The 23,598-nt window shown below is 68.4% G+C and carries 20 protein-coding genes; 17 read left to right on the top strand and 3 right to left on the bottom strand.

What is annotated here, in order from left to right; genetic code table 11:
* Nucleotide 1: 1 nt before the first annotated feature.
* The 14 genes from nuoH (at nucleotide 2) to BT98_RS0103045 (ending at nucleotide 14,614) form a co-directional block, all read left to right on the top strand.
* Entirely contained in the window at nucleotides 2-1,012 is a 1,011-nt protein-coding gene (gene nuoH, locus BT98_RS0103110) for an NADH-quinone oxidoreductase subunit NuoH (RefSeq protein WP_019460034.1), read from the top strand.
* A 72-nt stretch (nucleotides 1,013-1,084) separates the two neighbouring features.
* On the top strand, nucleotides 1,085-1,573 hold the full coding sequence (gene nuoI / locus BT98_RS0103105; RefSeq protein WP_019460035.1) for an NADH-quinone oxidoreductase subunit NuoI: 489 nt from the start codon (nucleotides 1,085-1,087) through the stop codon (nucleotides 1,571-1,573).
* 72 nt (nucleotides 1,574-1,645) lie between these two features.
* Nucleotides 1,646-2,344, top strand: a complete 699-nt coding sequence (locus tag BT98_RS0103100; protein ID WP_019460036.1) for an NADH-quinone oxidoreductase subunit J — start codon at nucleotides 1,646-1,648, stop codon at nucleotides 2,342-2,344.
* Entirely contained in the window at nucleotides 2,344-2,655 is a 312-nt protein-coding gene (nuoK, locus tag BT98_RS0103095; protein ID WP_019460037.1) for an NADH-quinone oxidoreductase subunit NuoK, read from the top strand. Before BT98_RS0103100 ends, nuoK begins: the two co-directional genes overlap by 1 nt.
* Nucleotides 2,656-2,660: 5 nt before the next feature.
* A complete protein-coding gene (gene nuoL, locus BT98_RS0103090) occupies nucleotides 2,661-4,577 on the top strand; it encodes an NADH-quinone oxidoreductase subunit L (protein ID WP_019460038.1) in 1,917 nt (638 codons plus the stop codon).
* Nucleotides 4,574-6,085: an NADH-quinone oxidoreductase subunit M gene (locus tag BT98_RS0103085; protein ID WP_019460039.1), complete on the top strand. Its 1,512-nt coding sequence runs from the start codon at nucleotides 4,574-4,576 to the stop codon at nucleotides 6,083-6,085. Before nuoL ends, BT98_RS0103085 begins: the two co-directional genes overlap by 4 nt.
* 13 nt (nucleotides 6,086-6,098) lie before the next feature.
* Entirely contained in the window at nucleotides 6,099-7,520 is a 1,422-nt protein-coding gene (gene nuoN / locus BT98_RS0103080; protein ID WP_026033008.1) for an NADH-quinone oxidoreductase subunit NuoN, read from the top strand.
* Nucleotides 7,517-8,272: a biotin--[acetyl-CoA-carboxylase] ligase gene (locus BT98_RS0103075; RefSeq protein WP_314233781.1), complete on the top strand. Its 756-nt coding sequence runs from the start codon at nucleotides 7,517-7,519 to the stop codon at nucleotides 8,270-8,272. Before nuoN ends, BT98_RS0103075 begins: the two co-directional genes overlap by 4 nt.
* Nucleotides 8,273-8,287: 15 nt before the next feature.
* Nucleotides 8,288-9,106 carry a type III pantothenate kinase gene (locus BT98_RS0103070; protein WP_019460042.1) on the top strand — a complete coding sequence of 273 codons (819 nt, stop codon included), beginning with the start codon at nucleotides 8,288-8,290 and terminating at the stop codon, nucleotides 9,104-9,106.
* Nucleotides 9,107-9,129: 23 nt separating this feature from the next.
* Nucleotides 9,130-10,776 carry a ribonuclease J gene (locus BT98_RS0103065; RefSeq protein ID WP_019460043.1) on the top strand — a complete coding sequence of 549 codons (1,647 nt, stop codon included), beginning with the start codon at nucleotides 9,130-9,132 and terminating at the stop codon, nucleotides 10,774-10,776.
* A 3-nt stretch (nucleotides 10,777-10,779) separates the two neighbouring features.
* Nucleotides 10,780-11,037, top strand: coding sequence for a DUF1467 family protein (locus tag BT98_RS0103060; RefSeq protein ID WP_019460044.1), 258 nt, complete (start codon nucleotides 10,780-10,782; stop codon nucleotides 11,035-11,037).
* A gap of 334 nt (nucleotides 11,038-11,371) precedes the next feature.
* Nucleotides 11,372-12,679, top strand: coding sequence for a proline--tRNA ligase (proS, locus tag BT98_RS0103055; RefSeq protein WP_019460045.1), 1,308 nt, complete (start codon nucleotides 11,372-11,374; stop codon nucleotides 12,677-12,679).
* Entirely contained in the window at nucleotides 12,679-13,932 is a 1,254-nt protein-coding gene (locus BT98_RS0103050) for a lipoprotein-releasing ABC transporter permease subunit (RefSeq protein ID WP_019460046.1), read from the top strand. The genes proS and BT98_RS0103050 overlap by 1 nt, the downstream gene beginning before the upstream one ends.
* Nucleotides 13,925-14,614, top strand: a complete 690-nt coding sequence (locus BT98_RS0103045; protein ID WP_019460047.1) for an ABC transporter ATP-binding protein — start codon at nucleotides 13,925-13,927, stop codon at nucleotides 14,612-14,614. Before BT98_RS0103050 ends, BT98_RS0103045 begins: the two co-directional genes overlap by 8 nt.
* 18 nt (nucleotides 14,615-14,632) lie before the next feature.
* Here BT98_RS0103045 and BT98_RS0103040 read toward each other — a convergent pair whose 3' ends face one another.
* Nucleotides 14,633-15,307: a sensor histidine kinase family protein gene (locus tag BT98_RS0103040; RefSeq protein WP_019460048.1), complete on the bottom strand. Its 675-nt coding sequence runs from the start codon at nucleotides 15,305-15,307 to the stop codon at nucleotides 14,633-14,635.
* A gap of 143 nt (nucleotides 15,308-15,450) precedes the next feature.
* Between BT98_RS0103040 and BT98_RS0103035 the strand changes: the two genes are divergently transcribed.
* The 3 genes from BT98_RS0103035 to dnaE all read left to right on the top strand — a co-directional run bounded on the left by BT98_RS0103035 (nucleotide 15,451) and on the right by dnaE (nucleotide 20,623).
* Entirely contained in the window at nucleotides 15,451-16,317 is an 867-nt protein-coding gene (locus BT98_RS0103035) for a DUF6502 family protein (RefSeq protein ID WP_019460049.1), read from the top strand.
* A 39-nt stretch (nucleotides 16,318-16,356) separates the two neighbouring features.
* On the top strand, nucleotides 16,357-17,109 hold the full coding sequence (locus BT98_RS0103030) for a hypothetical protein (protein WP_026033009.1): 753 nt from the start codon (nucleotides 16,357-16,359) through the stop codon (nucleotides 17,107-17,109).
* A gap of 79 nt (nucleotides 17,110-17,188) precedes the next feature.
* Nucleotides 17,189-20,623 carry a DNA polymerase III subunit alpha gene (gene dnaE / locus BT98_RS0103025; RefSeq protein ID WP_019460050.1) on the top strand — a complete coding sequence of 1,145 codons (3,435 nt, stop codon included), beginning with the start codon at nucleotides 17,189-17,191 and terminating at the stop codon, nucleotides 20,621-20,623.
* Between the two features lie 60 nt (nucleotides 20,624-20,683).
* Here the strand turns inward: dnaE and BT98_RS0103020 are convergent, their stop codons facing one another.
* Entirely contained in the window at nucleotides 20,684-21,739 is a 1,056-nt protein-coding gene (locus BT98_RS0103020) for a DUF2278 family protein (protein WP_019460051.1), read from the bottom strand.
* A gap of 29 nt (nucleotides 21,740-21,768) precedes the next feature.
* Entirely contained in the window at nucleotides 21,769-23,457 is a 1,689-nt protein-coding gene (locus BT98_RS0103015; RefSeq protein ID WP_026033010.1) for a phospholipase D-like domain-containing protein, read from the bottom strand.
* Nucleotides 23,458-23,598 lie beyond the last annotated feature (141 nt).

Here is a 23,598-nt window from a genome sequence, read left to right as displayed (position 1 = left end):
GATGGACAGCTTCCTTTCCTCCCCGGTCGGCATCCTGGCGCTGACGCTGGCGCAGACCCTGGCGCTGCTGGTGCCGCTGCTGATCGCGGTCGCCTACCTCACCTATGCGGAACGCAAGGTGCTGGCCGCCATGCAGTACCGCCGGGGGCCGAACGTGGTCGGCCCCTTCGGCCTGCTGCAGCCCTTCGCCGATGCGCTGAAGATGATGACCAAGGAGACCATCATCCCGACCGGCGCGTCGCGTGTGCTGTTCATCATGGCGCCGATGATCACCTTCGTCCTGGCCATGCTGGCCTGGGCGGTGATCCCGGTGAACGACGGCTGGGCGATCGCCAACATCAATGTCGGCGTGCTCTATCTCTTCGCCATCTCCTCGCTCGGCGTCTATGGCATCATCATCGCCGGCTGGGCGTCGAACTCGAAATACGCCTTCCTGGGCGCGCTGCGCTCGGCGGCGCAGATGGTGTCCTACGAGGTCTCGATGGGCCTCATCATCGTGACCGTGCTGATGTGCGTGGGGTCGCTGAACCTGACGGACATCGTGCGGGCGCAGGAGCATGTGTGGTTCGCCATACCGCTCTTCCCGATGTTCATCATCTTCTTCATCTCGATCCTGGCGGAGACGAACCGCGCCCCCTTCGACCTGCCGGAAGGCGAGAGCGAGCTGGTGGCGGGCTTCTTCGTCGAATACAGCTCGATGACCTTCGGGCTCTTCTTCCTCGGCGAGTACGCGAACATGATCCTCATGTCCGCGCTGACCACCATCCTCTTCCTGGGTGGCTGGTACCCGCCGATGGACGTGGCGCCGCTGAACTGGGTGCCGGGGCCGCTCTGGTTCATCCTGAAGATCCTGATCTGCCTCTTCGTCTTCCTTTGGGTCCGCGCGACCTTCCCGCGCTACCGCTACGACCAGCTGATGCGGCTGGGCTGGAAGGTCTTCCTGCCCTTCACCCTGGGCTGGCTGGTGCTGACCGCGGTGGCGCTGAAGGCCTTCGGGTGGCTGCCGGCATGACGCGGGCTCTGGACGACATGCGCCTCCTCTCTTTCACCCTTCATCTCGCCCTGGCCGGAAAGGCATAGCATCATGGCGACGCTCGACAGCCTGGCGCGCGGCTACCTGCTCGTGGATATCGCGCAGGGCATGTGGCTGACGCTGAAGGCCTTCTTCAAGCCCAAGGTCACGCTGAACTACCCGTTCGAGCGGCAGCCGCTTTCGCCCCGCTTCAAGGGCGAGCACGCGCTGCGCCGCTATCCGAACGGGGAGGAGCGCTGCATCGCCTGCAAGCTCTGCGAGGCGATCTGCCCGGCGCTGGCCATCACCATCGAGGCCGAGCCGCGCGAGGACGGGTCCCGCCGCACCACGCGCTACGACATCGACATGGTGAAGTGCATCTATTGCGGTCTCTGCGAGGAGGCCTGCCCGGTGGATGCGATCGTCGAGGGGCCGAACCTCGAATTCGCCACGGAAACGCGGGAGGAGCTTCTCTATGACAAGAACAAGCTGCTCGCGAACGGAGACCGGTGGGAACCGCTGCTCGCCGCGAGGCTCGAGCTCGACGCTCCCTACCGCTGAGAACGCATCCGGGGGCGCCGCAAAGCGCCCCCGGTTCACGAAGATGGAACGCCCCATGGACTGCCTGGCCCGATGATCGCAGCTCTCGCCTTCTACGCCTTCGCGGCGGTGCTGATCGCCTCCGCCGTGATGGTGGTGACCAGCCGCAATCCCGTCTACAGCGTGCTGTACCTCATCCTCGGCTTCTTCAATGCCGCCGGGCTCTTCCTCCTCGCGGGGGCGGAGTTCCTCGCGATGATCCTGGTCATCGTCTATGTCGGCGCGGTCGCGGTGCTGTTCCTCTTCGTCGTGATGATGCTGGATGTGGACTTCACCCGGCTGCGGGAGGGCTTCCAGCGCTACGCCCCGATCGGGGCGATCGTGGGCGGCATCCTCTTCCTGGAGCTGCTTCTGGTCCTGGCCGGCTGGCAATTCAGCTCGGAGGCGGTGACGCTGCGCATGAACGCGGCGCCGGCCGACATGACCAACACCCACGCGCTCGGGCACCTGATCTACACAGACTATATCTTCCTGTTCCAGGCGGCGGGCATGGTCCTGCTGGTGGCGATGATCGGGGCCATCGTGCTGACGCACCGCGAAAAGACGGGGCCGTCGCGGCGGCAGAACATCGCCCAGCAGATCGCACGCGCGGGCAAGGTGGAGATGCAGAAGGTGCCGAGCGGCGCCGGGCTGGGCGAGATCGGCATCCTGCGGCCGCTGCCGCCGGAGCCGAAGGACAAGCCCAAGGCGATCCACCACGCAGATCATGGCCACGGGGGGGGCCACCACTGATGCTCACCATCGGGCTTGGCCACTACCTGGCGGTAGGGGCGATCCTTTTCCTGCTCGGCATCTTCGGGATCTTCATGAACCGGAAGAATGTCATCGTGCTGCTGATGTCGATCGAGCTGATCCTGCTTTCGGTCAACACCAACATGGTGGCCTTCTCCTCGGCGCTAGGCGACCTGACCGGGCAGGTCTTCGCCCTGTTCATCCTGACGGTGGCGGCGGCCGAGGCCGCGATCGGCCTCGCGATCCTCGTCATCTATTTCCGCAACCGTGGCAGCATCGAGGTGGAAGACGTGTCCACCCTGAAGGGTTGAGCGGCATGTTCGTCGGCGCTGTCTTCTTCCCCCTGCTGGGCTCCGCCATCTCGGGCTTCCTGGGCCGCTGGATCGGCGACAAGGCCGCCCAGTGGTCCACCGTGATCTGCATGGCGCTGGCCGCGGTCTGCGGGCTCTCCGCCTTCTGGCAGGTCGGGCTGCACAGCCAGCCCGCCACGGTGGTGGTCACCAACTTCATCGAGGCCGGCTCGCTCAGCGTGGACTGGGCGCTCCGCTACGACACGCTCTCGGCCATGATGGTCGGGATGATCACGCTGATCTCCACGCTGATCCATCTCTACAGCGTGGGCTACATGTCCCATGACGAGACGCCGTCGCGGTACTTCGCCTATCTCTCGCTCTTCACCTTCGCCATGCTGATGCTGGTGACGGCGGACAACCTCGTCCAGCTCTTCTTCGGCTGGGAGGGCGTGGGCCTCGCGAGCTACCTGCTGATCGGCTACTACTACGAGCGCGAGAGCGCGAACCGCGCGGCGATGAAGGCCTTCATCGTCAACCGCGTGGGTGACCTGTTCTTCATGATGGGCATGGCACTCACCTTCTGGACCTTTGGCGAGCTCGGCTTCAACGAGATCTTCGCCGCGCTGCCGGAGGCGCAGGGCCAGACCATCTTCGGCTTCTCCTCCATCGAGGTGATCGGCGTGCTGCTCTTCGCCGGCGCCTGCGGCAAGTCGGCGCAGCTCGTGCTGCACACCTGGCTGCCGGACGCCATGGAGGGCCCGACCCCCGTTTCCGCGCTGATCCACGCGGCGACCATGGTGACGGCCGGCGTCTTCCTGATGGCCCGCATGTCGCCGCTGATGGAGATGGCGCCGCACGCGCTGACGCTGGTGACCTTCATCGGCGCCACCACCGCCTTCTTCGCGGCGACGGTGGGCTGCGTGCAGAACGACATCAAGCGGGTGATCGCCTTCTCCACCTGCTCGCAGCTCGGCTACATGTTCGTGGCGGTGGGCGTGGGCGCCTATCAGGCGGCGGTGTTCCATCTCTTCACCCATGCCTTCTTCAAGGCGCTGCTCTTCCTGAGCGCGGGCTCGGTGATCCACGCCATGTCCGACGAGCAGGACATCCGCCGCATGGGCGGGATCTGGACCAAGATCCCGGTCACCTACGTGGTGTTCTGGATCGGCAACCTGGCGCTGGCCGGCATCCCCTTCTTCGCCGGCTACTACTCCAAGGACGCGATCATGGAGGCGGCCTTCGCCTCGGGCAGCGCAGTCGGCATGTACGGCTTCGTCATGACCATGATCGCGGCCTTCCTGACGGCCTTCTACTCCTGGCGCCTGACGATCCTGACCTTCCACGGCAAGCCGCGGGCGGACCATCATGTAATGGAGCACGTGCATGAGAGCCCGCCGGTGATGCTGATCCCGCTGGTGCTGCTGGCGATCGGCGCGGTCTTCACCGGCTATGCCTTCTTCGACCTGATGGTCGGGCATCACTGGGAGGAGTTCTGGAACGGCTCCATCGTGAACGCCGAGACCAACCACATCATGCATGCGATGCACGAGGTGCCCGAATGGGTGCCGCTGGCGCCGACCGTGATGGGCCTGTCCGGCATCGCGCTGGCCTACATCATGTACATGTTCGTGCCGTCGCTGCCGGGCAAGCTGGCCAGCGCCTTCCACCCGATCTACCTGTTCCTGCTGAACAAGTGGTACTTCGACGAGCTGTACGACTTCCTCTTCGTGCGCCCCTGCCAGCGCCTGGCCCGCACCCTGTGGAAGGTGGGCGACGCGCAGATCATCGACGGCATGCCCAACGGGGCGGCCAGCCTGACGGTCGAGGCGTCCCGCGGCGCGGTGAAGCTCCAGACCGGCAAGCTCGCCAACTATGCCTTCGCGATGATCATCGGGCTCGCGCTCTTCGTGTCCATCTTCCTGCTGGGAGTCATGCGGTGAACGCGGCCGGGTTCCCCCTTCTTTCCCTGCTGACCTTCCTGCCGCTGGCAGGGGCGGCGGTCATCATGTCCGTGCGAGGCGACGACGCGGTCGTCGCGTCCAATGCCCGTTGGACGGCGCTCTGGACCAGCCTGATCGTGCTGGCCCTGTCGCTGCTGCTCTGGTTCCGCTTCGACACCTCCTCGGCCGCCTACCAGTTCGAGGAGCAGGTCCGCTGGCTGCCGGAAGTCGGCCTTGGCTACCACATGGGGGTGGACGGCATCTCCGTCCTCTTCGTGCTGCTGTCCACCGTGCTGACGCCGCTCTGCATCCTGGCTTCCTGGGAGTCGGTGCAGAACCGGGTGCGCGAGTACATGGTCGCCTTCCTGCTGCTGGAAACCATGATGGTGGGCATGTTCAGCGCGCTGGACATCGTCCTCTTCTATGTCTTCTTCGAGGGCGTGCTGATCCCGATGTTCCTGATCATCGGGGTCTGGGGCGGGCCGCGGCGCGTCTATGCGGCCTTCAAGCTCTTCCTCTACACGCTGCTCGGCTCGGTGCTGATGCTGCTGGCCATCCTCGCGCTCTGGTACAATGCCGGCAGCAGCGACATCGGCGCGGTCATGCAGCTGAACCTGCCGCGCTCGACGCAGATCTGGATGTTCCTGGCCTTCTTCGCCGCCTTCGCGGTGAAGGTGCCGATGTGGCCGGTCCATACCTGGCTGCCGGACGCGCATGTGGAGGCGCCGACGGCGGGCTCGGTGATCCTGGCGGGCGTGCTGCTGAAGATGGGGGCCTACGGCTTCATTCGCTTCTCCATCCCGCTCTTCCCCGAGGCCGCGGCGCTCTTCGCGCCGGTGATCTTCGTGCTGTCGGTGGTGGCGGTGGTCTACACCAGCCTCGTCGCCATGGCGCAGGAGGACATGAAGAAGCTGATCGCCTATTCCTCCGTCGCGCATATGGGCATCGTCACGCTGGGGCTCTTCACCTTCAACCAGCAGGGAATCTCCGGCGCGCTGCTGCAGATGATCTCGCACGGCGTGGTTTCGGGGGCGCTCTTCCTCTGCGTCGGCGTGCTCTACGACCGGGTGCATTCGCGCGAGATCGCCCGCTATGGCGGCGTGGCGAAGATCATGCCGGCCTATGCGCTGGTCTTCATGTTCTTCACCATGGGCTCGGTGGCGCTACCCGGCCTGGCCGGCTTCCCGGGCGAGTTCCTGGTGCTGGTCGGCGCCTGGAAGGCGAATCCCTGGGCCGCCTTCGGCGGCGCCCTCGGCATGATCCTGGGCGCGGGCTACATGCTCTACCTGTACCGCAGGGTGATCTTCAGCCGCATCACGCGCGAGGACCTGCGCGCGCTGCTCGACCTGAGCCCGCGCGAGTACGTGACCTTCGCGCCGCTGATCCTGCTGACGATCTGGCTCGGCGTGTACCCGTCCTCCTTCCTTCAGTTCTTCGAGGCCAGCGTGGCGGCGCTGATCGAGCGGCACGAGGCCGCTCTGGCTCTGCCGCGCCTGGCCGGGATGTGACAGCATGAACCCGATCAACTGGACCCTCTCGCTGCCGGAGATCGTGCTGGCGGTCTCGGTTCTGGTGCTGCTGGTCTGCGGCGTGCTGCCGAAGCGCGACACCAGCTTCGGCGTGACCATGGGCGGCGTCGGTGTCCTGCTGGTGACGGCGGCGCTGGTGATCGCGCAGGCGGACGGGACGGGCTTCTTCGGCCAGTACGTCTCCGACGCCTTTGCGCGCTTCACCAAGCTGCTGGTGCTGCTGGGCAGCCTGGCGACCATGATCCTGGCGCTGAACTGGAACGAGAGGGAGGGCATTGCCCGCTTCGAGTTCCCGATCCTGATCCTGACCGCGACCCTGGGCATGCTGGTCATGCTCGCGGCCAACGACCTGATGATGCTCTACCTGGGGCTGGAGCTCTTCTCGCTCTCGCTCTACGTCGTGGCCTCCTTCGATCGCGACAACGTCCGCTCGGCGGAGGCGGGGCTGAAGTACTTCGTGCTGGGCGCGCTCGCCTCCGGCCTGCTGCTGTACGGCGCGAGCCTGATCTACGGCTTCACCGGCACCACGAACTTCACCCGCATCGCCACCGCGATGGGCAGCCCTGGCGGTGTCTCGGCCGGCGTGGTGATCGGCCTGATCTTCGTGATTGCCGCCCTGGCCTTCAAGGTCTCGGCCGTGCCCTTCCACATGTGGACACCGGATGTCTACGAGGGCGCGCCGACGCCGGTGACGGCCTTCTTCGCCTCGGCACCGAAGGTGGCGGCGCTGGCGCTGCTCACCCGCGTGGTGGTCGGTCCCTTCGGCGAACTGGTGGCGCAGTGGGGGCAGGTGATGGTGGTGGTCTCCATCCTGTCCATGCTGCTGGGCTCGCTCGCCGCGATCGGGCAGCGCAACATCAAGCGGCTGATGGCCTATTCCTCCATCGGCCATGTCGGCTACGCGCTGATGGGCCTGGCGGTGGGCACGGGCACGGGCGTGCGCGGCCTGCTCTTCTACCTGGCCATCTACCTGGTGATGAACATCGGCGTCTTCGCCGTGCTGGTCTCCATGCGCCGCAACGGCCGCTCGGTGGAAGGGATCGGCGACCTCGCCGGCCTGGGCAAGACGGACCCGGCGATGGCGCTCGCCATGGCGATCTTCATGTTCTCCATGGCCGGCATCCCGCCGCTGGCCGGCTTCTTCTCGAAGCTCTACGTCTTCCTGGCTGCGGTGCAGGCGGGTTACTGGACGCTGGCGGTGATCGGCGTGCTGACCTCGGTGGTCTCGGCCTACTACTACCTCCGCATCGTCAAGGTGATGTATTTCGACGAGGCGGCCGGGGCGCTGGAACCGCGTGCGACGGGCGTCTCGGTGCTGCTGGCCAGCGCCGGCATCCTGAACGTGGTGCTGGTCTTCTTCGCCGCGCCGCTGCTCGCGGCGGCGCAGGCCGCCGTGGCTGCCCTGGCCGGGTGAGCGTACCGGTGACACCGGGAGCCGCCGGCTTCGGCTGGCGGCTTCAGGTGCATGAAAGCCTTTCCAGCACGCAGGACCATCTCCTGGCCCTCGCTGCCGCTGGGGAACCCGAGGGGACGGCCGCCTTGGCGCTGCGCCAGACGGCCGGTCGGGGCCAGCATGGCCGTGCCTGGCAGTCCCTTTCCGGCAACCTGCATCTCTCGCTCCTGTTGCGTCCGCGCGAGGCACCGCGGGAGCTGCCGCAGTATTCGCTGCTGGCGGCGGTGGCCCTGGCCGATGCCGTGGCGGGTGTCCTGCCGGCCAGCGTGCCGCTTTCCCTGAAATGGCCTAACGACCTGTTGCTGAACGGCGCCAAATGCGCCGGCATCCTCTTGAACTCCGGCCTGGACGAAGAAGGGGCGCCGTGGATCGTGCTGGGGATCGGAGTCAACCTCACCCATGCACCGCAGATTCCTGATAGATCCGTGACATGTCTTGCCGATGTCTGTGGGGCATCGCCTGGACCGGAGGCCTTCGCGCGCAGCCTGCTGGAGCGTCTCGACCATTGGCGGCAGCGCCGGGCGGCGGAAGGCTTCGGTCCCGTCCGGACCGCCTGGATGGCCCACGGGCCGGCACCCGATGCCATCCTGACGGTACGGGGATCACGCGGATCGATCACGGGGCGGTTCGGGGGGCTGGCCGAGGATGGGGCGCTCCTGATAGCGACGGAAGAACGCGTTCACACCGTTGTCGCGGGTGAACTCGCGGGCTGAGGGAGGCCAAGATCCATGTTGCTGGCCATTGATGCAGGCAACACCAACGTCGTCTTCGCGGTCCATGACGGCCGGGAATGGCGCGGCCGCTGGCGCATCGCCACGCGGGATGACCGGACCAGCGACGAATACGCCGTCTGGCTCCTGGCCTTGTTCCGTCATGCAGGGCTGAACCCCTCGGCGATCGACCGCTGCGCCATCGGCACCGTGGTGCCGGCCGCCCTGTACAACCTGCGCCGCCTGTCCCGCGAATGGTTCTCCTGCGAGCCGCTGGTGGCCCGGGCCGCGGTGGAGTGGGGCTTCCAGATCCTGGTGGACCGCCCGAAGGAGGTCGGCGCCGACCGGCTGCTGAACGCCCTGGCGGCGCACCACCATTATCACGGACCTCTGGTGGTGGTGGATTTCGGCACTGCCACCACCTTCGATGTCGTGGACGGGAAGGGCAGCTATCTCGGTGGCGTGATCGCTCCCGGCATCAGCCTGTCGATCGAGGCGCTCCACCGGGCCGCCGCCCGCCTGCCGCGGATCGGCATCGGCCGGCCGCAATCGGTGATCGGGCGGGACACGGTGCCGGCCATGCAGTCCGGGATCTTCTGGGGCTATGTGGGGCTGATCGAGGGGATCGTGGAGCGCATCCGCGCGGAGTTCGGCGCGCCGATGAAGGTGGTGGCCACCGGCGGACTGGCGCCGCTCTTCGCCGAGGGTACCGCCGTGATCGAGAAGACCGACCCCGATATCACCCTGGAGGGGCTGCGGCTGTTGGCGGATCGTAACCCCACGCCCATCTTCCACCGCACCAGTTTGCCCGACGTGCTGAAACCGGACCCGGATTAGATGTTTATCAGAACGAGAACAGAATGACAGAACCCACCTCCGGCCTCGCCCTGATCCCGCTCGGAGGGACCGGGGAAATTGGCCTCAACCTGAACGTGTATCGCTGCGACGGTGCCCTGCTCGCAGTGGATTGCGGCATCGGTTTCGGCGGCACCGACACGCCGGAAGCCGAGGTCATGGTCCCCGATGCCGGCTGGCTGGCGGAGCGGCGTGGCAAGCTGGTCGGGCTGGTGATCACCCACGCGCATGAGGACCATCTCGGCGCCGTGGCACCGCTCTGGCCGCAGCTCCGCTGCCCGATCTATGCCAGCCCCTTCGCCTCCGCCGTCCTGCGGCGGAAGCTGGGCGAGGCCGGGCTGCTGCACCAGGCTGAACTGCACACCATCCCGCTCGGCGGCAGCCTGGAGCTGGGCCCCTTCGCCATGCGCTTCCTCCGGGTGGCGCATTCGGTGCCGGAGGCGCAGGCGCTCTCGATCCGGACCTCCTATGGCACGGTGCTGCACACGGGTGACTGGAAGCTCGACCCGAACCCGCTCCTGGGCCTGCCGACTGACGAGGAAGGTTTCGAGGCGCTGGGGCGCGAGGGCGTGCTGGCCATGGTCTGCGACAGCACCAACGCGCTGGTCGAGGGCTATTCCGGCAGCGAGGCGGATGTCCGCCGCGAGTTGACGTCGCTGATCGGTGAGTTGCGTGGCCGGGTGGCGGTGACCTGCTTCGCCACCAACGTGGCGCGGGTGGAGAGCATCGCCCATGCCGCGCGGGCCAATGGCAGGCAGGTGGCGCTGTTCGGGCGCTCGTTGCGCAACGCCGATGCGGCGGCGCGGGAATGCGGCTACCTGAAGGAGACGCCGCCTTTCCTGAGCGAGGACGAGGCAAGCTACCTGCCGGACGAGGAGCTGCTGAGCGTCTGCACCGGCAGCCAGGGCGAGCCGCGCTCGGCACTGTCCAAGATCGCCGCCGACACCCATCCCAACATCTCGCTGGGGGAGGGGGATACGGTGATCTATTCCTCCCGCCAGATCCCCGGCAACGAGCGTGCCATCGCCCGGGTGCAGGACCAGCTCCGCCGCGCCGGCTGCCGCGTGGTGACCGCCGACGAGCGGCAGGTGCATGTGTCCGGCCATCCGGCGAAGGGTGAGCTGAAGCGCCTCTATGAGCTGGTGCGGCCGCGCTTCTCCGTGCCGGTGCATGGCGAGTGGCGCCACCTGGAGCAGCATGCCGAACTGGCGCGTGCGATCGGCGCGACGCCGATCCTGATCGAGGATGGCGACGTGCTGGAACTGTCGGGCAACAAGCCGGATGTGGTGGATTCCGTCCCCACGGGGCGCCTGGCCATCGATGGCGACCGGCTCCTGCCGCTGGAAGGCGGGGTGCTCTCGGCGCGCCGGCGGATGCTGTTCAACGGGGTGATCGTCGCCTCCCTGGCGGTGGACCGGGAAGGGCGGGTGCGCGGGGAGCCCCAGGTGTCCGCCCCTGGCCTGTTCGAGCAGCTGGACGCAGAGCCCGGGCAGATCGCCACGGAACTGGCCCGGGCGGTGGAGGAACTGCCGCTCAACCTGCGCCGGGACGACGACCCGCTGCGCGAGGCCGCCCGTGCCATCCTGCGCCGGGCGCTCGGCCGCCGGTTGCGCAAGCGGCCGATGGTGGACGTGCATCTGCTCCGGGTTTGAGCCATGGGCGTCGTCACCGGGATCGTGGTGTTCTTTCTGGTCTGGTGGACCGTCCTTTTCGTTACCCTCCCTCTTGGGGTGCGGCCGGACACGGATGCTGAATCGACACCTGGTGGCTGGCGGGGTGCGCCGCTGGCGCCCCGCCTGGGGCGGAAGGTCCTGCTGACCACCGCCATTTCGGCCGTGGTCTGGGTCGGATTGGAGATGGTCATCCGCAGCGATTACCTCTCCTTCCGCCATGGCTGGCTGGCGATGCACTGATTTCAGGCTTTTCGCTTAATGTTTGAACTCATCAGCTATGGGAACGGGCTTCTCCGGTAAAAATAGCCTAATTTGTGCTCTGCAACCTGGGTTTTGCGATTGCGAAGAGGGATTGGAACGGTCAGATTCAGGAACAGGAAGAGGGTTGGTCCTCTTCCTGCCGTGTGACTGGCGTTTCCTCCCTAAACTTCGGGCCGTGCCTCCTGGCGCGGCCCTTTCTTTTTGTCGCTTTCCGGGCCGTTTCGCCGCAGCGCGATCCGCTCTAGGTTGCGCTCCCTGAACCGCTTCCCGGGGGGCCTTCCCCCTGGGCCCCGCTTTCCCGGAGACGACTGCCTTGCGCCTGTCCCGCGCCTTCCTGCCCACGCTGAAGGAAACGCCCGCCGAGGCGCAGATCGCCTCGCACCGCCTGATGCTGCGCGCCGGGCTGATCCGCCAGACGACCGCCGGCATCTATGCCTGGCTGCCGTTGGGTCTGCGCGTGCTGCGCAACATCGGGCAGATCGTGCGCGAGGAGCAGGACCGCGCCGGATCGCAGGAGATCCTGATGCCCACCATCCAGGCCGCCGAGCTCTGGAAGGAGAGCGGACGCTACGAGGACTACGGCAAGGAGATGCTGCGCATCCGCGACCGGCACGATCGTGAGATGCTCTACGGCCCGACCAACGAGGAGGTCATCACCGACATCTTCAAGGGCTTCGCCAGGTCCTACCGCGACCTGCCGCGCAACCTGTACCAGATCCAGTGGAAGTTCCGGGACGAGGTGCGCCCCCGCTTCGGCGTGATGCGCGGCCGCGAATTCCTGATGAAGGACGGCTATTCCTTCGACATCTCGCCGGAGGCGGCGCGGAAGTCCTACCACCGGATGTTCGTCTCCTATCTGCGGACCTTCGCGCGGATGGGGCTGAAGGCGATCCCGATGCGGGCGGACACCGGCCCGATCGGCGGCAATCTGAGCCACGAGTTCATCATCCTGGCGGAGACGGGCGAGAGCCAGGTCTTCCTGCACCGCGACCTGCTGGCCTACGACCCGCTGGCCGAGGCGCCGGACTATGATGGCGACCTGACGCCGCATGTCGATTTCTGGACCAGCCGCTACGCCGCCACCGACGAGATGCACGACGAGGCCGCCTGGAACGCCGTGGCGGCGGAGGAGCAGGTCTCGGCGCGTGGCATCGAGGTCGGCCATATCTTCTATTTCGGCACCAAGTACTCGGCGGCGATGGGCTTCCAGGTGACGGGGCCGGAAGGCAACCCGGTGCATCCGGAGATGGGCTCCTACGGCATCGGCGTGTCGCGCCTCGTGGCAGCGGCGATCGAGGCCAACCACGACGAGAACGGCATCAAATGGCCGGATGCCATCGCGCCCTACAAGCTCGCCATCCTGAACCTGAAGAGCGGCGACGCAGCCTGCGACGCGGTCTGCGAGCGGATCTATGCCGCCTTTCCGGAAGACGCGGTCTATGACGACCGCCCCGAGCGTGCCGGCGTGAAGTTCGCCGATGCCGACCTGATGGGCTTCCCCTGGCAGGTCGTGGTCGGCCCGCGCGGCGCAGCGGCCGGCAAGGTCGAGCTCAAGCGGCGCATGACCGGGGAGCGCGAGGAGCTGTCGGTCGAGGACGCACTGGCCAAGCTCCGCCCCTGATGTTCAACGCCTTCGAGCGTATGGTCGCCTTCCGCTACCTCAAGGCGCGGAAGGGCGAGCGCTTCGTCTCGGTGATCGCGGTCTTCTCGCTGGTGGGCATCGCCCTCGGCGTGGCGACGCTGATCATCGTGATGAGCGTGATGAACGGCTTCCGGCAGGAGCTGCTGGGCCGCATCCTCGGGCTGAACGGCCATATGGGCGTCTATTCCGCCGCGGGCGGGAAGCTGCCGGATTTCGACGACATCGCCGCGAAGGTCCGCGCCGTGCCCGGCGTGGTCACGGCCACGCCCATCGTGGAAGGGCAGGTGCTCTTCACCTCCGATGCCGGCGGCGCCTCGGGCGGCATCGCCCGCGGCATCCGGCCGGAGGACCTGCGCACGCGCCCGCTGATCGCCGGCAATATCCGCCTCGGCAGCCTGGAGCGTTTCGGCGGCGACGACACCATCGTCGTCGGCACGCGGCTGGCGCAGAAGCTCGGCCTGCGGCTGGGCGACCGCATCACCCTGGTCTCGCCGCAGGGGCGCACCACCGTCATCGGCACCGTGCCGCGCCTGCGATCCTATGAGGTCGTGGCGATGTTCGAGGCGGGGATGAACGAGTACGACAGTTCCTACGTCTTCCTGCCCTTCCGGGCGGCGCAGGTCTATTTCCAGATGCAGGACACGGCCTCTCAGGTCGAGGTCTTCGTGGACAATCCCGACCGCGTCGGCACCATCGCGCGGGAGATCTACGCCGCGCTGATGCCAACCCGTGTGCGCATCCTCGACTGGCAGAGCGCCAACTCCTCCTTCTTCAACGCGGTACAGGTGGAGCGGAACGTGATGTTCCTGATCCTCACCCTGATCATCGTCGTGGCGGCCTTCAACATCGTCTCCTCGCTGATCATGCTGGTGAAGGACAAGACCAAGGACATCGCGGTGCTGCGCACGGTGGGCGCCACGCGCGGCGCGATCATGCGGATCTTCCTGCTCTGCGGCGCCAGCGTCGGCGTGGCGGGGACGCTGATCGGCTTCCTGATCGGCATCGTCTTCTGCGCCAATATCGAGCGCATCCGCGAGGCGCTGCAGGCGCTGACCGGCACGGAGCTGTTCAGCCCGGAGGTCTATTTCCTCACTCGCCTGCCGGCGGTGGTGAACCCGCACGAGGTGGCGCAGGTGGTGCTGATGGGCCTCGGCCTGTCGTTGCTGGCGACGCTCTATCCCTCCTGGCGGGCGGCGAAGACCGACCCGGTGGTGGCGCTGCGCAATGAGTGAAGCCCATGATTCCCCGCTGCGCCTCGCGGGGCTGGAGCGGCGTTACCGCACCGAGGCGGGGGAGCTCCCCGTGCTGCGCGGCGCCGAGCTGACCCTGCGGGCGGGGGAGATCGTGGCGCTGGTCGCCCCTTCGGGCACCGGCAAGTCCACCCTGCTGCACCTGGCGGGGCTGCTGGAGCGGCCGGACGGAGGCGAGGTCTTCGTCAACGGCCGCGCCGCCGGGGGGCTGGATGACGGCGCCCGCACCGCCCTGCGGCGGGAGGCGATCGGCTTCGTCTACCAGTTCCACCACCTGCTTCCCGAGTTCACCGCGGAGGAGAATGTCTGCCTGCCGCAGATGGCCGCCGGGGTGCCGCGCGCCCGTGCGGTGGAGCGTGCCCGGGAACTGCTGGCCGGCTTCGGGCTGAACGGGCGGGAGCATCACCGCCCCGGCCGCCTTTCGGGCGGCGAGCAGCAGCGCGTGGCCATCGCCCGTGCCCTGGCGAACGGGCCGCGCATCCTCCTCGCCGACGAGCCGACGGGGAACCTGGATGTCGGCACCTCCGACCGGGTCTTCGCGGAACTGCTGGAAAGCGCGCGGGAGCGGGGGCTGGCGGCGCTGATCGCCACGCACAACCCGGAACTGGCGGCCCGGATGGACCGCGTGGTGGAGCTGCGGGACGGGCATCTGCGCGAGGCCTGAGCCCGCCCTGGCCGGTTCCTAGTGGCTTCCGGAATCGGCGCCGGGCAGGTCGAGCGTGACGCTGGTCACGTTATCCTGGCGGCTCATCACGATCCGGCCGCCATAGGGCTCGGACAGGCTCCGCATGAGGTGCATGCCGTCGCCATCCGCGGCACCGGGGGAAGGGCCCCAGCCGTCATCGGTGACGCGGAGCTGCCAGCCCTTGCCCAGCCGGGCGAAATCCACGGCGATCTGTCCGCAGAGGCGGACATGCAGGCCATGCTTCACGGCATTGCCCACCATCTCATGAGCGACGCACAGCACGACGCTTTCCAGGTGATCCGGGCAGGCGCCGTCGATCCGCAGCGCCAGGGCGATGCGCTGGTCCGGATCGGCCATCAGACCGACCACCTTCTCGCAAAGGGAGCGGAGGCGCTCATCCAGCGGCTGCGGCTCCCGGGTGAAGCCGAAGAGGTCGTCGGAGATCCCGGCGGAAAGGCTGATCCGGTTCTCCAGGTCCCGCACCAGGCGCCGCCCTTCCGGGGTGGCCTGGAGATCCTCCGAATGCCAGAGCTGGGCCAGGATCCGCTGCAATGCGTTCTTGGAGTGGTGGCGGAACTGCCGGAGTGCGTCGTCGCCGACGGAGCGCTGCGGATGGTTCATCATCCTGGTCAGGGAAGCGATCAGCGAAGCATCGGAGACGTCGAGGGACAAGGAACCGCTCCAGGGAGTGATGTGACGGGCGGATCATTTGTGGGAAAAAATCCCACGCAAGTGGCGGAAGCCATCCTTGTGGGCGTTTTTCCCACATGAGAAGCGTGGTAGTGTAGGCTGAGCCTCAGGACCCATCCCTCCGGATGCCAGTTGTTCCCGACCGCGCCGGCCTGCCTCTGCCGGACAGCCTGACCAAGCCCCTGCGCCGCCTCCTGCGCCCCCTGGTGCGGCTGCTGATCCGCAGCGGCGTGACCTTCCCGGTGCTCGCCGACCTGCTGCGCGGCCTCTATGTGGAGGTGGCGGGGCGGGAACTGCTCACGGACCCGAAGAGCCGCACGGACAGCCGGATCAGCCTGCTGACCGGCGTGCACCGGAAGGAGATCCGCCGGCTGCGCGAGGAAGGCGGCGACCTGGCGGAGGTGCCGGCCGTGGTGACGCTGGCCACCGGGATCATCGCGCGCTGGCTGGGGCAGCCCTCCCATACTGGCCCGGACGGACAGCCGCTGCCCCTGCCGCGCAGCGCGCCGGAGGGCGTGCCGTCCTTCGAGGCGCTGGTCGCCTCGGTCACCACCGATGTCCGGCCGAGGGCGGTGCTGGACGACTGGATCGCCCAGGGAGTTGTGCGGCTGGACGAGGAGGATCGCGTACACCTGCTGGCCACGGCCTTCCTGCCGGCGCCGGGCAAGGAGGAGCAGCTCTTCTTCTTCGCCCGCAATCTGCACGACCACCTCGCGGCGGCCACGGCGAATGTCGTGGCCTCCGGGCCGGCGCCCTTCCTCGACCGCAGCGTGCATTACGATGGGCTGAGCCCGGAGGTCGCGGCGGTGCTGGAGGCGGCCGGGCGCGAATCGGCGCAGCGGCTCCTGGTCGAGATCAACCGCCTGGCGCTGGCCATGCTGGAGGAAAGGGGCGAGGCCGTGGCCGTGGCCGTGGCCGGGACCGCGACGCGCCGGTTCAATCTCGGCGTATATCTTTATGCCGAGGATGACGGGAACCGCGTGGAAGGGTGACACGCATGCGTTGGGCTGCGCGATCCCGGCGGGACGATCGTGGCGACGCGCATCGACCGCCGCGCGCCCGGGCCGGTCACCGTCCATGGCCCGCTGGCGCGCGACGCGGATGGCGGCCTGCGGATCGGTGCGCTGCCCGTCAGCCCGGATGCCGGCATTGATGTGCGGCCGGGCGGCTACGTGGTGGCCAGCGGCCCCCTGTCCGGCGGCCGGATGCTGGCGCGCTCGGTGGCGGCGGACCGGCTGCTGACGGACCTGCCGGCCAGCTTCGGCCCCGGCGTCGGGCGCTTCGTGGTCGAGTCCTACATCGGCTGGGATGGCGGCTATCTCCGCCCCGGCTATGGGCTGGGGCCGGTCGCGCCGCCGCTGCAGGGCGGGGCGGCGGGGCGCGGCGTTCTCGACCTGCGGCGGGAACCCGGGCGCGGGATCGTCGCGACCGGGCTGCGGAACGCACCCTTCGCCACAGGGGCGGTGGGCGGGGGGCCGATGGGCCCGCAAGCCCCGGCCATGGGGTCCGGCAGGGGTGGCGGCGCAGCCGGACAGGCGGCGCCTCGTGGGACTCCGGGCGCGGCGCGGGCCGAGGCCGTCCCGATGGGGGCAAACGATGCGGGGCGGGCGGGCGGTCGCTGGGAGCCGGCCCCGGTGCCGGGCGGCCGTGGCCAGGGCGGCTCATTTCCGCGGGACCAGGCCCGCGGGCAGAGGCCGGGCCCGGGTCAGGGCATGCCGCTGGATGGGGCCCCCGGGGGAAGCGATAGCCAGGGTGTGCCCGCCGGGCCGATGCGGGGGCGCTGAGGCGATCATGCGGGCGGGGGAGGGGTGCATTGCCGCCCACTCCCGGCCCGAATCGGCCGCCTGTGCTACAGGGGGAGACATGTCCGGCAGCTTCGTCCATCTCCACGTCCATTCCGCCTATTCCCTCGCGGAAGGCGCCATCAAGGCCGACAAGCTTCCCGGCCTCGCCCGCAAGCTGGGCATGCCGGCGGTGGCCCTGACCGACACGGCCAACATGTTCGGCGGGCTGGAATTCGCCCAGTACGCCACGAAGGAAAACGTGCAGCCGATCATGGGCTGCCAGCTCTGGCTTTCCCGACGTGCGACGGAGGAACGGCCGGAGCCGATGCGCTGCCAGCCCGATCCGGTGGTGGCGCTGGCGATGGACCGCCAGGGGCTGGTCAACGTGCAGCGCCTCTCCTCGCTCGGCTGGCTGGGCGAGGACATCTCGGGCCTGCCCTGCATCGATCTCGACCAGCTCCGAGAATGCAGCGAGGGCGTGACGCTGCTGACCGGCGGCACGCGCGGGCCGCTCGGCCGGCTGCTGCTGGAAGGGCGGCGCGACCCGGCGGAGCATCTGCTGCACGCCCTGCACGAGGCCTTCGGCGATCGGCTGGCGGTGGAGCTGACCCGCCATGGCACCGACCGCGACCGCGCGGCGGAGCCGGGGCTGATCGCGCTGGCCGATCTCGTCGGTGTGCCGCTGGTGGCGGCCAACGACGTGCATTTCGCCGAGGCACGGATGTACGAGGCGCATGACGCGCTGCTCTGCATCGCGCATGGCCGCACCCTGGCCGAGCCGGACCGGCCGCGCTGCACGCCGGAGCACTGGTTCAAGCCGCCCGAGGCGATGCGCAAGCTCTTCGCCGACCTGCCGGAGGCCTGCGACAACACGCTCGCCATCGCCCGCCGCTGCGCGGTGATGGCGGAAACGCGCAAGCCGGAGCTGCCGATCTGCCCCAAGGTGCAGCCGGGCATGACCGAGGCCGAGACGGTGCGCGACATGGCCAAGCGTGGGCTGGAGGCGCGGCTGGATGCGCAGGGCACCACGGACCGGGAGCCCTATCGCGAGCGCCTCGCCTTCGAGCTCGACATCATCGAGAAGATGGGCTTCGCGGGCTATTTCCTGATCGTGGCCGACTTCATCCAGTGGGCCAAGGCGCAGGACATCCCGGTGGGGCCGGGGCGTGGCTCGGGCGCCGGCTCGGTGGCGGCCTGGGCACTGACCATCACCGATCTCGACCCGATGCAGTTCGGCCTGCTGTTCGAGCGGTTCCTGAACCCCGAGCGCGTCTCGATGCCGGATTTCGACATCGACTTCTGCCAGGACCGGCGCGACGAGGTGATCAACTACGTCCGCCGCGAATATGGCGAGGACCGGGTGGGGCAGATCATCACCTTTGGCCGCCTCCAGGCCAAGGCGGTGGTGCGCGACGTGGGGCGCGTCATGGGCATGCCCTATGGTCAGGTGAACAAGATCGCCGAGCTGATTCCCTTCAACCCCGCCAAGCCGGTCAGCCTGCGGCAGGCGATCGACGGCGAGCCGCGCCTGCAGGAATTGCAGAAGGCGGACGAGACGGTGGCGCGGCTGATGGAGACGGCGCTGGAGCTGGAGGGGTTGTTCCGCAACGCCTCCACCCATGCCGCCGGCGTGGTGATCGGGCGCAAGCCGCTGATCGACATCGTGCCGCTTTACCGCGACCCGCGGGCGCCGGACCTGGTGACGCAGTACTCCATGAAATACGTGGAGAGCGCCTCGCTGGTGAAGTTCGACTTCCTGGGCCTGAAGACGCTCACCGTGCTGCAGCGCGCGGTGCAGATGCTGGCGAAACAGGGCATCGAGGTCGATCTCGCCCGCATCCCCCTGGATGACACGAAGACCTACGAGATGCTGGCGCGGGGCGATTCCGCCTCGGTGTTCCAGTTCGAATCCCAGGGCATGCGCGACGTGCTGCGCATGATGCGGCCCGACCGGTTCGAGGATCTGATCGCCGCCGTCTCGCTCTACCGGCCGGGGCCGATGGCCAATATCCCCGCCTATTGCCAGCGCAAGCATGGCGAGGCCTGGGACGCGCCGCATCCGAAGATGCGGGCGCTGGTCGAGGAGACCTATGGCATCCTGGTCTACCAGGAGCAGGTGATGCAGATCAGCCAGGAGTTGGCGGGCTATTCGCTCGGCGGCGCCGACCTTCTGCGCCGCGCCATGGGCAAGAAGAACCGCGCCGAGATGGAGGCGCAGCGCAAGATCTTCGTCGAGGGCGCCACGAGGAACGGCGTGCCGGAGAACAAGGCCGGCGAGATCTTCGACCTGATGGAGAAGTTCGCGGAATACGGCTTCAACAAGTCGCACGCCGCCGCCTATGCCCTGGTCGCCTACCAGACCGCCTGGCTGAAGGCGAACCATCCGGAGGAGTTCCTCGCGGCCTCGATGTCGCTCGACCTCGGCAACACGGACAAGCTGGCCGGGCATATGGGAGAAGCCTCGCGCCTCGGCATCAAGGTGCTGCCGCCGGACGTGAATCTTTCCGAGGCGGAGTTCAACGTCGAGATCGCCGAGGACGGGAAGAAGTCCATTCGCTTCGCCCTGGCCGCGGTGAAGCGCGTCGGGCTGGGAGCCATGCGCGACCTCGTGGCCTCCCGCAAGCAGGGCGGCCCCTTCCGCTCGCTGGTGGATTTCGCCGCCCGCGTCGATCCCAAGCTGCTGAACAAGATGCAGCTGGAGAACCTCGCCCGCGCCGGGGCCTTCGAGGGACTCGACCGGAACCGCGCCCGGGTGATGCATGGGGCGGAGGCGATCCTGCGCCGCGCCCAGTCCTCGGCCGAGGAGCGGTCGAGCGACCAGATCGGCCTCTTCGGCGGGGTGGCGGCGGAAGAGGCGCCGCTGCGCCTGCCGGAGCGCCCCGACTGGCCGACGCTGGAGAAGCTGGCCGAGGAGGCGGAGGCGATCGGCTTCCACCTCTCGGCGCATCCGCTGGACAGCTACAAGGAAGTCCTGGCCAAGCTGCGCGTCACCCCCATCGCCCGGATGGAGGCGGCGGCGCGCGGCGGGGCGGGGGTCATCAAGCTGGCCGGGACCGTGGTCGGCACCAAGGAGCGCACCACCAAGACCGGCAGCCGCATGGCCTGGGTCCGGATCTCCGATTCCAGCGGCAGCACCGAGGTCACCTGCTTCTCCGAGGTGCTCTCCAAGTCGCGCGAGATCCTGAAGGAAGGCATGGCGGTCATCTTCGCCGCCGATGTGCGGATGGATAGCGATGCGCTGCGCCTGACCGCGAGTTCCTGCGAATCGCTCGACCAGGCGGCCTCGGCGGTCGCCACCGGCATCCGCATCCTGGTGGCGGAGGAGGAGGCGGTGCACAGCGTCGCCGAGATCCTGCGCGGCGAGGGCAGGGGCAAGAGCAAGGTGGTGCTCGTCCCCTGCCTGGGCGAGACGCAGGAGGTGGAGATCACCGTGCCGGGCACCTGGAACGTCTCGCCGCGCCTGACGCAGCGGCTGCGCGTCCTGCCCGGCGTGACGGATGTGCGGGCGGCCTGATCCGCAGCCGGCGTGACGGCCCCGGCGGGACCGCCCCCCTCCGGCGGTGGCCGGGCCCCGTCAGAAGGCGATGGTCCTGCCCGGCTGGGCGGCCTGCCCGCGCGTATAGGACACGCCGTGCACCTTCACCCCGCGGCTGTCGAGCAGGGTGATGATGCCGCCACGGTTGGACAGGGTCATGGGGGGCTGGACCCCGACCTGCCGCGTCGCCCCGGCCGCGATCGTGCCGGAAAGCGGCATTCTGTCCTTCATCCGGTCGGCCAGCGACCAGTTCTCCAGGCTGACATCCTCGTGCGAGGTGTTCAGCAGCGTGACCGTCTCGCGCTCCGGGCTGGCGGTGTCGTTCACCAGGGCCGCGACGATGCGGACCAGCCCGTCCGGCATGTCCACCGTAGGCAACCGGTCCGGCGCGACGATGCCGGGCTGGCGCGCCGCCGCATCGCCCGCCGGGCCGCTGCCCGCGAGGTCCAGCGCATCCGCCGTCCGGTCATCGGTATGCCAGGCCTGGGTGGCGAATTTCAGGAAGATCGCCACCCACTGGCCCTGCCGGGGGAACTGGAACAGCAGGCCGCCATCCTGCCAGGGGCCGTTGTCGCCGGCGAAGCGGCCGGGCGGGTTGCCCTGGTTCATGTGGATGTCGTGGATGCCGCGGCCGGGCAGGAAGCCGAAATAGTTGTCACGCTTCTTCGGCTCCGGGCCCCAGGGCTCGCCGAAGGCGTAGATCGCCGCCATCTCGTCGGCCATGGCGCGCTGGACATACATGCCGATCTTCTCGTTCAGGTCGTTGTCCGGCCCGGGCGCCTGGATCGGCAGCCCCACCATCTGCTGCGGCTGGAAGAGGTTGCCGCGGATGAAGTCGAGCGCGATGCCGCCCGGCCGCGAGGGGACCGGGTGCATGCCCGGCTCGATCGCCGACAACTGCTCCAGCATCGGATGCTCGAAGCGCGTGTCGACGTAATAGAGCACCTGGCTGCCGTCCTGCGACTGGACGTTGACGGCGATGCGGTAGCGCTCCGTGTCGTCGACGACCAGCACCTGATAGTGCGGGCTGGTGCCGGAGCCCTGACGGACATCCACCGGCCGGCCCTTCAGGACAGAATACTGCTTGAGCGGCATGTTCGGCTCCCTGGGGGTTGGGGGTCCCGCTACGCCACGCCGGCGAAGTAGAGCCGCCTCGCATGGCGGGCGTTGCGGTCGCCCGGCGTGAAGTAGTCCTCGGTCCAGTCGCCCTCCTCGACCAGGAAGCGCGACGCGAAGTCCTCGGGCGTCTTTCCCGGGTTGTTCCGCAGGAAGATCCCGACCGCCTGCCGGAAGGCGTAATGCGCGTGCAGCCGGAAGAACTCGCCGAGATAGATGTCGGCCACCCGCGTATCGCCGCGGATCACCAGCATGTTCTCGTCGTTGGCGCTGATGCCGGCCTCGCTGAAATTCGCCGAGCCGGTGACAACCACGGGGTCGTCGGAGAGCGGGTCCGCGAGCATGAACTTGGTGTGGATCCACTGGACATGCGTGTCGGGAACGATGCGGTCGATCTCGCCCAGCCACTGGTCGAAGCCGCTCAGCGGGATCCGGTTGCCGATGGCGATCACGACATTGGGTCGGGCCTGGAGCGCGCGGATCGCGGCGATCTGCGCCTCCTTGTTGCGGCCGTTCCACTCCTTCTCCATGAGGCCGAGGCGCAGCACGGCGTCGTCGCGGCCATAGACGTTGCGGAAGCGCTCGTTCATCCCGAAGGCGAAGGTCATGCACAGGGCACGCCGCGCCTGCCCGGCGATCTCCGCATACCAGTCGAGGGCCTCCAGGCCGGAGCGCGGCGAGAAGACCGGCGCCATCCCGCCCTTCGGGACCTCCGCCGGGGCGGGGCTGTGTCCGGTGTTCCAGGCGCGGTAGGCGGGCCGGGCCCGATCGGTCGGCGGATCGCGGCGAAGCTGGCCGAAATAGTCGAGATAGGCCTGCGCCACCCCGGCATCCTCGACGATGTGCACGCAGTTGGCGTGGCCGAAGAGCCCGTTCTCGGTCAGGTTGGTGGAACCGAAGAGCAGGGCCTGGGGCTTGTCCCGGTGCAGCAGCACCAGGAACTTGTTGTGCATCAGCTTGCCCTGGGTGCGGGGGGTGCAGATGCCGCGGATCCGCGCGGCGCGGATCGCCGCCTCGTTCTCCGCATGGGCGCTGCCGCCCGCGATGTCGTCGAAGACGATCTCGACATCCGCCCGGCGGCGTCGTGCCGCGCCCAGCGCCTCCAGCACCGCCGGCCACTGGAATTCATAGAAGGCGCCCCTGAGCGCCCAGCTCTCGTCCTTCGCACGGGCGACGAAGCCCAGGATGCCTTCCTCCAGCCCGCGCGACAGCCATGCATAGGCGGCCGGCCCGACCGCCGAAGGCTTCCTGTTCTGGAAGCGCCGCGCATACTCCTGGGTCGCGACGGCGCCGCGGTTGAACAGCACGCTGTGCGCCGCCCCCTCCACCGGCTCCGTCCGGATGTCCAGGCGGACCGGATCACCCTGCCGCAGCGCGCCGGGCACGCCATACATGGGCACGGCCTCGTAGGTGTAGTCGCGGCCGGGCCTGGCCGAGTAATCCGCCCACTGGAAGGTCTGGAACGGGTGCAGCAGGCTGGAGAACTGCTCGCCGGCGCCGATCGAGGGCCTGACCGAGCGGAAGGTCTTGCTGCCCTTCATCCAGACGCTCTCGTCCTCCGCCCTGTCGGTGCGGCGCACTGCAAAGCCGCGCAGGCCGCGCCGCCCCCGTGCGTCGATGTCGAAGCCCAGCAGGACGACATGGCATCCGGCCACGGCCTGGACCATCATGCCGGGATGGAGGTGGCGAACCCGCATGGTTTCCCCCTCGGCCGGGCCAGCCGGCGGCGCGGCCCCTTGCATTCCGGTAGCAGAATGGAATGCCCGGGCCCGGAGCCGTCTGTGTCCCAGGGCACCGGGCGGCGGAGGAGAAGGAGGGGGAAAGCCCCGGCTTTCCCC

The organism is Roseomonas mucosa ATCC BAA-692 (genome assembly GCF_000622225.1).
Lineage (GTDB): Bacteria > Pseudomonadota > Alphaproteobacteria > Acetobacterales > Acetobacteraceae > Roseomonas > Roseomonas mucosa.
The sequence above is the reverse complement of the archived record's forward strand: the minus strand, read 5'-3'. Positions and strand labels throughout refer to the sequence as shown.

What these genes read in the sequence shown, in the direction of transcription:
- nuoH (WP_019460034.1), top strand. Translation starts at nt 2, where the DNA reads ATGGACAGCTTCCTTTCCTCCCCGGTCGGCATCCTGGCGCTGACGCTG.
- nuoI (WP_019460035.1), top strand. Translation starts at nt 1,085, where the DNA reads ATGGCGACGCTCGACAGCCTGGCGCGCGGCTACCTGCTCGTGGATATC.
- BT98_RS0103100 (WP_019460036.1), top strand. Translation starts at nt 1,646, where the DNA reads ATGATCGCAGCTCTCGCCTTCTACGCCTTCGCGGCGGTGCTGATCGCC.
- nuoK (WP_019460037.1), top strand. Translation starts at nt 2,344, where the DNA reads ATGCTCACCATCGGGCTTGGCCACTACCTGGCGGTAGGGGCGATCCTT.
- nuoL (WP_019460038.1), top strand. Translation starts at nt 2,661, where the DNA reads ATGTTCGTCGGCGCTGTCTTCTTCCCCCTGCTGGGCTCCGCCATCTCG.
- BT98_RS0103070 (WP_019460042.1), top strand. Translation starts at nt 8,288, where the DNA reads ATGTTGCTGGCCATTGATGCAGGCAACACCAACGTCGTCTTCGCGGTC.
- BT98_RS0103065 (WP_019460043.1), top strand. Translation starts at nt 9,130, where the DNA reads ATGACAGAACCCACCTCCGGCCTCGCCCTGATCCCGCTCGGAGGGACC.
- BT98_RS0103060 (WP_019460044.1), top strand. Translation starts at nt 10,780, where the DNA reads ATGGGCGTCGTCACCGGGATCGTGGTGTTCTTTCTGGTCTGGTGGACC.
- BT98_RS0103050 (WP_019460046.1), top strand. Translation starts at nt 12,679, where the DNA reads ATGTTCAACGCCTTCGAGCGTATGGTCGCCTTCCGCTACCTCAAGGCG.
- BT98_RS0103045 (WP_019460047.1), top strand. Translation starts at nt 13,925, where the DNA reads ATGAGTGAAGCCCATGATTCCCCGCTGCGCCTCGCGGGGCTGGAGCGG.
- BT98_RS0103035 (WP_019460049.1), top strand. Translation starts at nt 15,451, where the DNA reads ATGCCAGTTGTTCCCGACCGCGCCGGCCTGCCTCTGCCGGACAGCCTG.
- dnaE (WP_019460050.1), top strand. Translation starts at nt 17,189, where the DNA reads ATGTCCGGCAGCTTCGTCCATCTCCACGTCCATTCCGCCTATTCCCTC.
- BT98_RS0103020 (WP_019460051.1), bottom strand. Translation starts at nt 21,739, where the DNA reads ATGCCGCTCAAGCAGTATTCTGTCCTGAAGGGCCGGCCGGTGGATGTC.
- BT98_RS0103015 (WP_026033010.1), bottom strand. Translation starts at nt 23,457, where the DNA reads ATGCGGGTTCGCCACCTCCATCCCGGCATGATGGTCCAGGCCGTGGCC.